At 33.0% G+C, this 12559-nt stretch carries 6 protein-coding genes; all 6 read left to right on the top strand.

Annotation, left to right across the window (positions count from 1 at the left end):
• Positions 1 to 20 precede the first annotated feature (20 nt).
• From ED556_RS04675 to ED556_RS04650, 6 genes are read left to right on the top strand one after another with little or no spacing between them, the layout of a single operon-like run.
• Complete coding sequence (locus tag ED556_RS04675; RefSeq protein WP_296319948.1) at positions 21 to 1454, top strand: hypothetical protein; 1434 nt, start codon at positions 21 to 23, stop codon at positions 1452 to 1454.
• Positions 1455 to 1460: 6 nt separating this feature from the next.
• Complete coding sequence (locus tag ED556_RS04670) at positions 1461 to 3449, top strand: caspase family protein (RefSeq protein WP_296319945.1); 1989 nt, start codon at positions 1461 to 1463, stop codon at positions 3447 to 3449.
• Between the two features lies 1 nt (position 3450).
• Positions 3451 to 5556, top strand: a complete 2106-nt coding sequence (locus ED556_RS04665) for a caspase family protein (RefSeq protein ID WP_296319942.1) — start codon at positions 3451 to 3453, stop codon at positions 5554 to 5556.
• A gap of 4 nt (positions 5557 to 5560) precedes the next feature.
• Positions 5561 to 7312: a caspase family protein gene (locus tag ED556_RS04660; RefSeq protein ID WP_296319938.1), complete on the top strand. Its 1752-nt coding sequence runs from the start codon at positions 5561 to 5563 to the stop codon at positions 7310 to 7312.
• Between the two features lie 9 nt (positions 7313 to 7321).
• Positions 7322 to 8671, top strand: coding sequence for a CHAT domain-containing protein (locus tag ED556_RS04655; protein ID WP_296319934.1), 1350 nt, complete (start codon positions 7322 to 7324; stop codon positions 8669 to 8671).
• Between the two features lie 11 nt (positions 8672 to 8682).
• Positions 8683 to 12549: a CHAT domain-containing protein gene (locus ED556_RS04650; protein ID WP_296319932.1), complete on the top strand. Its 3867-nt coding sequence runs from the start codon at positions 8683 to 8685 to the stop codon at positions 12547 to 12549.
• Positions 12550 to 12559: the final 10 nt, after the last annotated feature.

The raw sequence follows: 12559 nt of genomic DNA, 5'->3' as shown, positions 1-12559 counted from the left end.
AAAATTATTATTTATCAATTATGAAATCAAAACTATTGAAAACTACAGTCTCATTTTTTGCTATTGTATTAATAAGTACTTCACTATTACAGGCTCAGAAGCATTACAGAGTTGAGTACGATTACCAAACAGAAAAAGTGAACTACTTACTCATAGACAAAACGAATACGGTTATTGACACGTTAGAAAACCCTAAATTAAAACGCAATAGTCAGGTTGAGCTAAAACTTCAAAATGTAAATCCTTTCGCCGTTCAAGTAAAAACGGATGTTAAGGAAGAAGATTTGATTAGCAAAGGACAAGGATTCAATTTTAGTTCTTTATTAGGTGGTTTAAACTCGTTTACTGGCGACCAGCTTAACCTCAACACCTCTAATTTGCCTGAAACAGGAATGTTTAAGTCCGAAGGTGCTTCAAGAGGTAGTGCAAATGCTAGTTCGAGTTTTGAAGATTTAAATAATACGCTTACAAATGTTTCGGCTTTAAAAACAACATTTATTTCTAACTTATTAAATCCAAATCTGGACAAGGAACAAATTATAGAAAACCTTGTAAATACTGCCGATGCCGAGCAAGATGTAAGACTTCCTAGTGCAAAGGATAATTTTTATAGATATATCACTAAAGTAGAGAAGTCCATTAAGGATAGTAAGGCAGAGCTTGAGAGTAATATAGACATTATGTCTAAAGATATTGAAAGCAATATTGCTACAGAGCAAACCGTATCTAGAGGCGAATTAGTTTCAAGAAACATTGCTCTTAATAATCTGCAACGCTTGATGAATGACTTAAATTCGTCAACTAATCAGAGTTTACAAAGCTTAAACGAGCTTAAATCTCTTTACACCCTGCTAGAAGCTTCAAATTTTGAGCAAACATACGACTATGAAATCTCTGCTGATAAGGTTGATATTGAATTGAAGTTTGTTCAGAGTGAGTTTTCTACACAAATCGAAAATGATGATGAAGCAAATACGTTAAAAACCAGACATATTAAGCTATACTCAAAAGGTGGTTTTAAAATCAACACAAGTGTTGCTTTTACACTGAATAATTTTGGCGATAATTCTCAAGACTTTTTTATCGACCAAAATGGTGTAATTGGAGCTGATCAAAATGATTATTTTGTACCTAACCTAAGTACAATGATTAATTTTTATCCTTTTATAGGAGAAAACTTTAATATTGGCGGAAGCTTTGGTTTATCTATCCCAATATCTGGAGATGATCAAATTAATGGTGTTAATTTCTTATTTGGCCCATCGTTATTCTTCGGTAGTAAAAGTAGATTGTCCTTATCTGGTGGTCTAGCTTATGGACCAGTAAGGCAATTAACAAATGGTGCCAATATTGGTGACACGACCTCATTTAACGATATCGATTCATTTACCAAAAACGTATATGATTTTGGTTACTATTTTGGTATTTCGTTTAGCCTGTTTGATTTAAATTAAAATATCATGAAACGAATTATACTTCTTTTATTATGCCTTACATTTTCGTTAAGCACTTTTGCTGAAAAGTACGGGCTAATTGTTGCGGTTGGTGACTATCAGCCAAAAACAGGCTGGTCTAAAATATCTTCAGTTAACGATGTCCCTTTAATTAAAGGCGCACTTTTAAAGCATGATTTTAAAGATGAAAATATTATAATATTAAAAGATGCCGAAGCGACACGACTAGGCATTTTAAACGCTTTTGAAGCTTTACAGGAAAAACTTAAACCAGGCGATATTGTTGTGATTCACTACTCGGGTCATGGACAACAAATTTTCGATAATAATGGTGACGAAATCGATGATAAAGACGAAGCACTTGTACCTTATGACGCTCTTGTGAGATATACATCTAATTACAAAGGTGAAAATCATATCAGAGATGACGAGCTTGGCAATATCATTGCTAATTATAGAAATGCTATTGGTAAAGATGGGCAATTACTAATGCTATTAGATAGTTGTCACTCTGGATCTGCTTCTCGTGGTGGCAAAGCGCGAGGTGGTCAAGGTACATTTGCACCACCAGATTGGACGCCAAGTTCTAACCGAAACACACCTGGAAGTGGTTTAGTAGAAAAAGTAAATCTGTCGGATGATGCTTCACCATTTGTAATGTTCTCGGGCGCATCCGCAGATGAGCTTAACTACGAATACGAAGGATATGGCTCATTGAGTTTTGCATTTGCTAAAGCTATGAATCAATTAGGTACGGACTTTACATACAGCAGGCTATTCTCATCAATTGCTGCCAATATGAATGTCATTTCACCTAAACAAAACCCAACAATTGAAGGTGATGTTAACTACAAAATATTTAAAGGCGAATATGTAAAGCAACAACCTTATTTCTCTGTCAATAGAGTGGCAAGACCAGATATTATAAAAATCAATGGCGGTAAGCTTCAGCGTTTATTTAAAGAAACTACAGTACATGTTTTGCCAGCAGGCACGAGCAAAGTAACACAAGACTTAATTATCGCTTCAGGTAAAATTACTAAAGCCAACTATAATGATGCCTTAATTAAATTAGATAAAGCTTTACCAGACAAAAATGATAAAGCCTACTGGGTATTTGTAGATAAGCCTAGTTATGGTGATATTTCTTTGAATGTATTTTTTGAAAAATCGGTTAAGACTAAAAGTGTCAAGGATAATATTGAATCATTCTTAGAGACCAACAGTTTTGGAAGCATCGTAAAAGAAGACACTGAGGCAGACATAATTATATCCGAAAAAGACAATACAGAACTATCTGTATTAACAGCTAATGGTGGAAATTCCATTTATACACAAACCCGTATTGATGGTAATTATAATTTAAAACAAATTGAAGAAACCATCTTTAATTACGCACAAGGTAGTTATCTAAAACAATTAACCTTAGATAATTTGGATTATGAGTTTGAGTTTAGACTACTACCTGCAGAATATGATAGCGATATTGATGAAATTGAAATGTTAGAAGAAGGTGCTTATACTAATGAAGCAGGTAAATTTCAGGTACAAGCGTCAAAAAGAAATGATGCTTTAAAGCAAGCTGCTAGATTAGAAGTCACCAATAAAAGCGACCAGCCGTTGTATTTCAGTATTATAGAAATTAACTCTAAAGGTGAAATCGCAGCATTTATGCCAAATCCAAATGTAGGTGGTGGCTGTAATCCTAATGCCCAAGAATTAAAACTAATGCCTGGACAAACCAAAATTATCACTACATGTAGATATACCTTTGGACCTCCATATGAGACTTTAATTCTTAAAGGCTTCGCAACATCTCAGCCTATTAATTTTGCACCTACAGTAAAAACACGAGGCAATACCAATACCAACCCATTAGAACGTTTTGTTGGGCAGACCTATACTAAAACACGTGGAAATACTGGAGAATCTGACACCTCGAATGTTGAAGGTTATTCTACGGAGTTTGTCTATGAGATCGTAAAGGATAAATAATATGAAAAGGCTACTGAGAATATTGTTATTATTGAGCTTTTACACCAGTATAGCTCAGGATTTACCGCCGCCAGCGCCTGCTCCATCATATAATTCGGTTGACGTCAAAGTCAATTTTGACACTTCATTTAATAACATAAATCTTAAACAAGACGTTGAAAAATTTATGTCTCTAAAAGGATTAGGCTTTACCGTTAATGATAAGACTAAAAGCAATCTCGATTTATCTTTTGACGGCACTAATTATCTTATTACGCAAGTGCCTGATAATCGTGTTATTTTCAAAATTGATAATTCAAAACCTGATAAAGTCTTAAGCATATTGGAGGATAAAATGAACCAATATGCATATGGGTATAGAATTAAAAATTTAAAACTAAAAAATGAAGACTATAAGTTTAGTTTCAGACTATTACCTGTTCGTTATGATGAGGAGACTCTAAAAATTACACCAAGAACTGATGCAATAGAAACTGATGGAATTTTCAATTTTAACACTAGTGATTCTGCTGCGATTTTAGAAGTCACAAATCATTCTGATAGTCCCATATACTTTAGTGTTGTAGAAATCAATACTAAAGGTGAGTTAACAGGGTTTATCCCAAATGTTAACTGTGCTTTATTGGGTAATGAGCGTCAAATTCCTCCGAAGAAAACGGTCACTTTCGAGAGTTGTTTTTTTCAGTTTGCACCACCTTATGAAACCCTAACACTCAAAGGTTTTGCATCACCAGAACCAATAAACTTTAATCCAATCATCAAAAACGAAGATAGTAGCTCTTTAGAGTACATCGAAGATTCGTATACAGAGATGTATACGTATGAGTTCGACTATAACATTGTTGATGACAACGGCAAAATGCCTTATAATACTGCTGTTGACATATACAAACCAAAGACTACTCCGCAACTGGAATCCGCTATTTCTGAGCTTGAAGATATTAAATCAGTTAATGGCGAATTAAGTAATGCCCATATTGATAAGCTTAAAGAGATAACTGCCTTACATAAAGCACTTGGAAACGAAGAAGCCGCCAAACAATATGCCTATAAGACTTTAGAAACTTTAAAAAAAATGGCGAAAAGAGATAGAATTTTAGCCGAACAAAATGCTAAAAAGAAAGCTCAAATTGCGTCGACTCAAAAAAAATCTACCAATAGAAAAAGACGTGAAGCTGAAAAACGTGCTAGATACTATGCAAAACTTTCTGATGCTGAAAAAGTAGCTTTTCTTGAAGGTGAAAATAAAACAATGCGTGCTAAAATTTCGAAACTCGAAAAAGAAATAAACACACTCAAAAAACAAGTACAAAACTTAACCAATAATCTTGGTAGAAATGGAGCCACAAGAGGTGCTCAACCTATCCCTGAGAAAAAAGATGTTGTATCTCAATATACATATAGAGCATTAGTCATAGCAGAACAAAACTATGAGGATGATAACATTAGCGATTTAAAATTCCCTATTAAAGACGCCGAAGAATTTAAAGACGTGTTAGTAAATAATTATGCGTTTAGTGCCTCTAATGTTACATTTTTAAAAGATCCAACACGTAAAGAAATTTTTGATGCATTGCATCAACTTTACGAAATAAGCTCTAGCAAAGACCATTTACTAATATTCTATGCCGGACATGGTGTATATGACTCAGATTTTAAACGCGGCTATTGGTTGCCTTCTGATGCAGAGTTAGACAGTAAAAGTTCATGGATGTCTAATCTAGATATTAAAGATTACATCACTAACATTAAAACAAAACACACCTTGCTTATTAGTGATGCTTGCTTTAGTGGCTCGATTTTTGAATTTAATAGAGATGTAACCTCTGAAACATCAACAAAAGCTGTAGAAAAGCTTTTAAATAAAAATGCGCGTAATGCCATGACAAGCGGTTTGGACAAACCTGTACCAGACGAGAGCGTATTTATAAAATACCTACTTAAAACACTCAAAGAGAATAATGCCATACACCTAAAGGCTAGTGATTTGTTTAGTACTATCCAAGAAGTGGTGTTGGCAAATACTGATAATATTCCACAATATGGAGTTATCAGAAATGCTAATCACGAAGGTGGTGAATTTATATTTTTAAAACGAAAAGAGTAAGGCCATGAAACTACAAAGCTTACTTTTAACACTATTACTCCCATTTTTATTTACATCATCCGAGGACTTTGGTGCAAAAAACAAAGCCATAGCTGCAGGAGATTTGTACGTAATATCTGTTGGTATTGATATTAATACGGCATTTGGTTTTAATCTTCAGTATTGTAAAAAAGATGCGACTGAATTTGCTAATAAGCTCACAGCTGACCATAAAAAAAATGAAGCTCTCGTAAAAAAATTAATTTCAGAGAAAAAAATAGATTCGTTAAGAAAGCTAAAAAAGAGTGAGAAGTATAGAATAAAAAGTATAATTCCTATCGTCCTGTTAGACAAAGATGCAACTCTAACAAACATCAGAAATGCATTTAAAACCGTAATTTCAAAAGCCACAACCAATGACTCCTTTATTTTTAATTTCAGCGGTATATCTGCTGAATCTTCAAAAAATAACACATTTTTATTCCCATACTTAGAATCAAACTTTCCGTTAATAACGGAACAATTTGAAGAAAAGCCCGAATTTGTTAAACACATTTTTTCACTAAAAGAACTCTCACTTTTAATGGAACAAATTCCATGCAAAAATCAATATGTTATATCAGAAGCTGGAACAGGCAAAGCATTTGGTCTTAACCTTATGTTTAATTTGTTTGAGTCAAATCCAAGAATAATGGCATTAACCGAAAGAGAGAGAACTATTTTAACCACAACAGGTATAGGGTTTGAGGGCGGAAAATGTAATACTGAAACCATTAGTAATGGACGACTCATGCATAGCATTTTAAGATTAGATGACATAACCCAAATGATAACCAATTACAAAAAATTTGAACTTAAATTAAATACATCTCTTGATTATTGTGGATTATTAGATTCTGATTACACAAAAATTTATCACGAAAAAGATTTCAGAGATATTCAACTTAAAATGGCATCCAGAAGTAATAATTCTAAATTTCGTGGCTCCAATGGAATATCTCAAGACAAAGAAAATAACGTAGATAATGAAAACACTAATAAAAAATACGCCCTTGTTTTAGCAACAAACGAGTATAACAAAAACCAAAGTGATTGGTCTTATCTTAAGAACCCAATTAATGATGCAGAAAGTATTTCAAATATCTTAAAACTAAAATATGGATTTGAAGTTATCAAAGTATATAATAAAAGTCAAGATGAATTTTTAGACACCTTCGATTTACTTAAACAAAAAATAAATACCAGTGATAAAGTGATTTTCTTTGTTGCAGGTCATGGACATAAAGATGAATATAATTATGGGCATTTGGTATTTAGGGATAGTGAATCTTTAAATGAAGACACACGACTAAAAAGTTATTTATCACTAGGCAGAGTCACGCAAATTCTTGATGCTTTACCTTCAAAACATGTATTTTCAATTTTCGATATTTGTTATGGAGGAAATTTGGAACTAAACGAAAAAAACTTAGCACCCGAAAATTATGTCAATACTAAGTTTGATAATGGCATAGATAGGTTTATTTCTGACATGAACAATTATCATTCTAGAGTAATACTGGCCTCTGGGGCAGATGAAGTTCCAGATTTTTGGGATGACAGCCGTGACCATTCACCATTCGCAGATAAGTTGATAAAAGCATTAGAAGAAGAAGAAAAATTTATATCTCCTGGTAAAATCTTTTCGTACGTGAGAGGTAATGCAACTCTACCTATACTCAAAAAATTTGGTAAACATGAAGTTACAGGAGACTTTCTAATACCAACAGTCAATTAATAATAAGTTATGAGGTCTGTAATAGTAGCCATATCAATTATCTTTTGTTGTCATTTAAATGTTCTTGCACAAAACAATGATGTCCTCTTTAATACACCTGAGATTGATAGCCTAATTAAAAAGCACCAAAAAGATATTAGAGCTTTATACGATTACAGGGGCGCGCCACAAGATTGGATAACCACAGATAATTTTGATGATAGACTTCTACAAAAAGTACTCGCAAAATACACCCTAAAAAACGTAGGGATTTTGGTATATACCTACTATGAAAACACCTTAAAGATAAGTTTGTTTTCAAAACGGTTTGGCAAAGCGCAATACAATGAGCATGAAGTACAAATTGATGCAAGCCTTTTACAAAACCACGTCAATAATGCCAACTATTTATTTTCATCAAACTTTTTAAATCGGGCACCTAAATTACGAGGTGCAGAAGGCAATAGTAATACCAGTGATGGAGAGGCGTCATACACTATATTAAATGAAATCTTATTACCAAATAGTTTAGAGTTATCCATATTTGATCACCTTATCATTGTACCAACTTTTAATATTGCAACTTTACCTTTTGGTGCTTTTAAAATCAAGGACTTATTTACGGATGAAGCTCTATATCTCATTGATAAAATGAGCTACTCAATCGCTCCAAACTTATTCGAATTACTGCTTTCAAGCGATAAGAACGAGCATAGATACGATGATAATAACTTTGTAAATTACCAATGGGACAACGCATTATTTGTGGCCAACCCAGAATATCCTAACAACCTAAAATGGGACTTTCCAGACCTACCAGGAGCTGAGCAAGAGGTAAATTATGTTTTAGAAAAATCTAAACCAAAAGCATACAACAGATTAAGCGGTAAGATAGCTACAAAAGAAAATGTATTAGATAGTATCTGTAAATACGACCTACTCTATTTTGCAACGCACGGTATCTCAAATTCCGAGCAACCAATGGATCATAGTTTTTTGGTATTAGCAGATAATAATACCGAAACATCATATCTCTCATTGAGAGAAATCATGAACACAAGACATACTTGTAAACTAAAAGCAGACCTCGTTGTATTGAGTGCATGCCAAACAGGTCTTGGTAAGTCGCATCAAGGTGGTATTATTGGCTTGGCAAGAGCATTTCAGATTGCAGGCGCACAACATGTGTTAATGAGTTTATGGAATATTAGTGATAGCGAAACTGCTACCATGATGAAATTTTTCTTTAATGAATTAGAAACCGCTAAAGAACTTATGCCACATGAAGCACTAAGACGTGCCATTTTGAATTATAAAAACAACGTTAATGATGACCCAAAATATTGGGCAGCGTTCTCAATATTTGGTGTACCCTATTAAAACGAATACTCATGAAAAAGTTATTTGTTTGTATTGTATTTACAACCTCTTGGTTTGTCGCCATAACTCAAGAGAAAAATGCGTATGATTATTGGCTAGAAAGCTATAATAAAGGCATGGGCTTTTACAATGCTAATGACTATACATCTGCTATTCCTCACTTTCAAGAGGCTCTGAAATATATTGAGTTAATTGATTTTTCAACTGATGACACTACAATAACTTACCCTGTAGAAAACTACTACAACCTCGCGATGAGTTATTTCAAAACTGAAGATTATAAAACTAGCGCGGCACTGCTAGAACAAGTATTAGGTCTAGTAAACAACAATGAAAAATTAAAATACACTTATAGAGAAGCCATATGGGAAGATTTAGGATACGCTTATTCAAATATAGATCTACAAATAGCCTTAAACTATAGAATTGATTTAGTTAATAGTCTTGAAGAAAGCTATGGTAAGGAACATTTAATTTATGCTCAAAATTTATTTGTTTTAGCTTTTAACTATAAGCACTTAGGAGATAAGGATAATTTTATAAAGCACCTCATTGAAGTAGAGACTTTACTTAAAAAATTAAATGATACAAGTAGTAATTTCTACGCGTATTCATGCTACTATTTAGGCTACGATTTTTACAATCAGAAAAACTTTAAAAATGCTAAAAAATACCTTGACAAAGCAGAGCAATTAAAATCACTATTAGATAATGACGAGGATGTAGATCTTGACTTGATGAAAGCTCAAATTGTAATATCAGAATATCATCTTAATAATTTTGATAAGGTTATAAAACTAACGCCAGCTATTTTAGAGCTTAAAAAATATCAAACTGCAGACCATTTCGTTTTGTATCAAGTTTTAGCAAACAATTACGCCATTTCCTTAGAAAAAAAAGGAAAGTACAACGAAGGTTTAGCCATTTTAAAAGACGTATCACAAAAGCTACAAAATTTTTCGAAAATTGATTATGAGGTGCAAGCTAGACATGAAAATGATTTAGCAAATTACTACATGAGTGTAGAAGATTACAAAAATGCGATTAATCACTTTAAAAAATCCAAAGCTAGCTATGAGGACATGAATAATACTGAGAGTATAGATTATGCGCTAACACTCAATTCAATCGGTCTTTATTATTATAACACTGGTGATTATAAAAATGCCCTCGATAACTATCTTAAAAGTATCAGTATTATCGAAAAACTTGAGGAGAATCTATTCAATATTAACAATCTCCTTAATTTAAAAAACAACTTAGCTCTTGTACATTTAAGTCTTGGTGCATTTGGTAAAGCAAAAGATATTCAACAAACTGTATTGGTTGAAAACGAAAAAATGTTCGGAATAAATAGTTCGGAATATGCTTTAGCTCAAATGAATTATGGTAATGTACTAACTGAAATTGGAGATTATTTCGGAGCAGAAAAGTACTTCAATCAAGCCCTTAAGATCTTTGAAAAAGATGCTACAACCAACTGGCAACTTTATGCAACTCAACTTGCTAACCTTGGTAGATTTTATATAACAACAAGACAAAGAAAGAAGGCTTTAGAGGCATACGAAGAAGCAATAGGAATATACAAAAATAGAACATCACAGCCTACACTGGGATTAGGGGTAGCTTTAGCCGGTAAAGGTCTAGTTTTACAAGGATTAGGTCAAAATCAAGAAGCTTTGGAATTCACTAAAAAAGGCTTAGACGTTCTAAAAGAATCAGTCGGAGAAACACATATGGAGTATGGCACTATTGCTCAAAATCTAGGTTTAGTATATCATAATAATTTTGAATATGAGAAAGCCCTTGAATGTTATGACATTGCATTTAAATCGTTTCAAGCAAGTCTAAAAAATGGACATAAAGCATACGGACAACTACTCACTAATTATGTTGAAGTTTTTGTCGCAATTAAAAAGTATGATGAAGCTTATAAATACCTTGACATTGTATTACAAAATTTTGAAGTTAATTTCGGAAAAGAAAGCTTTCCATATAATACGGCAAAACTCCAAATGGCTAATGCATATTTAAGTGATCAAAAATATGAGGAAGCATTGATAATATATGAAGAAATAGAAAAACCTCTGCTAGAAACTATAGGTGGCAATAGTGATGCTTACAGTAATTTCTTGTTCAATTATGCATTATGTAATGAAATATTGGGGAATAACAAAAAAGCAGTCTTAATATATCAACAGTTTAATGAAAGCGTACTTAAACAACTTAAAGATGTATTTACCTATAGAAGTGAGTCTGAAAAAAGAGCATTTATAAATAATTTTAGTATCTCAAATCAATGGTTTAATAATTTTAGTCTAAACCCTAAATTTGCGAATGATTCTCTTTTTGATATAAGCTTAAACAATCATTACCTATTGAAAGGACTGTTGCTTAACAGCACAAAAGATCTTTTTGCAGAACTTTCAAAATTAAATGAACCTGAAACAAATAGTAAGATCAGTCAATACAGATTACTTAATAATAAACTCACTAAAACAACTTCTATAAATAACTCAAAGAATAACAGCTTAACAAAAGAACTGAAGCAGTCCATTAATAATCTTGAGGTTGAGCTAGTTAAAATTTACAGTGAAAAGTTCACAAATAGTAACCTAAACTTTGATAAAGACTGGAAAACAATTAAATCAAATCTTAAAGAAAGAGAAGTTGCTGTTGAATTTGACACATATAAAATAAGAGTTGATAATCTTTTAACTGAGGAGATTAAATACGCGGCTTATATTATTCATAAGGATTGGGAAAAGCCAAAAGTCATTGGATTATCTGGTGAGGAAGAACTCAAGCAACTTTTAAAAAACCAAACACCAAATACGCTCTACAAAACAAGAGGTTCTCAAGGCAATACAACAACAGATACTGAAGAATTATATGAGTTAATTTGGTCACCAATTGAACCTTATTTGGATGGTATAGAAACTGTATACTTCTCTCCTACAGGATTGTTAAACCAAATACCGTTTGCAGCTTTAGACACCGAAGAGAAGCCTATTTTGGCAAGTCAGTATAATTTGATTCAGCTCAGTAGCACTTATAGCCTTACTGAGACAACTGGTAAACCAAATAATGATAACACCTTATTTATTGGTGGTGTTAACTATGATTATACCGAATCGGGGAATTCAGTTACTTCAAATGATACTCCAAATTTATCAATGCTTAAATCTGTTTCAGGTACGCGAAGTATGGATAGCAAATGGAATTATTTACCTGGAACCCTAAAAGAAATTACAAGTATTGAAGGCTTATTTAAAAACAGTAATAAAACCAGTACTACTTTGACCTCAAAAAAGGCAACTGAAACTGCCTTTAAAAACCTAAGTGGAAATAGCCCAAGTACTATCCATATTGCAACTCATGGTTTCTTTTTTGAAAATCCTAAAACAGCAGAATCATCAACATTAGCTACTAATAATCAAAATGCTTATAAAGTTTCAGAAGACCCATTGTTGCGCTCAGGCTTAATTTTTGCTGGTGCAAATGAGGCATGGACAAAAGGCGAAAATCCTAATAGTGAAGATGACGGTATCCTTACCGCTTTAGAAATCTCTAATCTGGACTTATCTAATACAGATTTAGTAGTGCTTTCTGCTTGCGAAACTGGACTTGGAGATATCGATGGTAGTGAAGGTGTATATGGTTTGCAACGCGCGTTTAAAATGGCTGGTGTAGATGTTATTATCATGAGCCTTTGGGAAGTACCAGATACCGAAACAGCCGAGTTTATGAAAGCCTTTTACAGTAATTGGTTAGGCGGACAAGACATTAGAACCGCTTTTAGAAACACCCAATTAACGATGTCTAATACATACAAAAATAACCCAGAAAAATGGGCTGCTTTTGTGTTGTTTGAGTGAATATTAAATA

Source organism: Winogradskyella sp. (assembly GCF_003712105.1).
GTDB lineage: Bacteria > Bacteroidota > Bacteroidia > Flavobacteriales > Flavobacteriaceae > Winogradskyella.
The sequence above is the reverse complement of the archived record's forward strand: the minus strand, read 5'-3'. Positions and strand labels throughout refer to the sequence as shown.

What these genes read in the sequence shown, in the direction of transcription:
- ED556_RS04675 (WP_296319948.1), top strand. Translation starts at nt 21, where the DNA reads ATGAAATCAAAACTATTGAAAACTACAGTCTCATTTTTTGCTATTGTA.
- ED556_RS04650 (WP_296319932.1), top strand. Translation starts at nt 8,683, where the DNA reads ATGAAAAAGTTATTTGTTTGTATTGTATTTACAACCTCTTGGTTTGTC.
- ED556_RS04660 (WP_296319938.1), top strand. Translation starts at nt 5,561, where the DNA reads ATGAAACTACAAAGCTTACTTTTAACACTATTACTCCCATTTTTATTT.
- ED556_RS04670 (WP_296319945.1), top strand. Translation starts at nt 1,461, where the DNA reads ATGAAACGAATTATACTTCTTTTATTATGCCTTACATTTTCGTTAAGC.
- ED556_RS04655 (WP_296319934.1), top strand. Translation starts at nt 7,322, where the DNA reads ATGAGGTCTGTAATAGTAGCCATATCAATTATCTTTTGTTGTCATTTA.
- ED556_RS04665 (WP_296319942.1), top strand. Translation starts at nt 3,451, where the DNA reads ATGAAAAGGCTACTGAGAATATTGTTATTATTGAGCTTTTACACCAGT.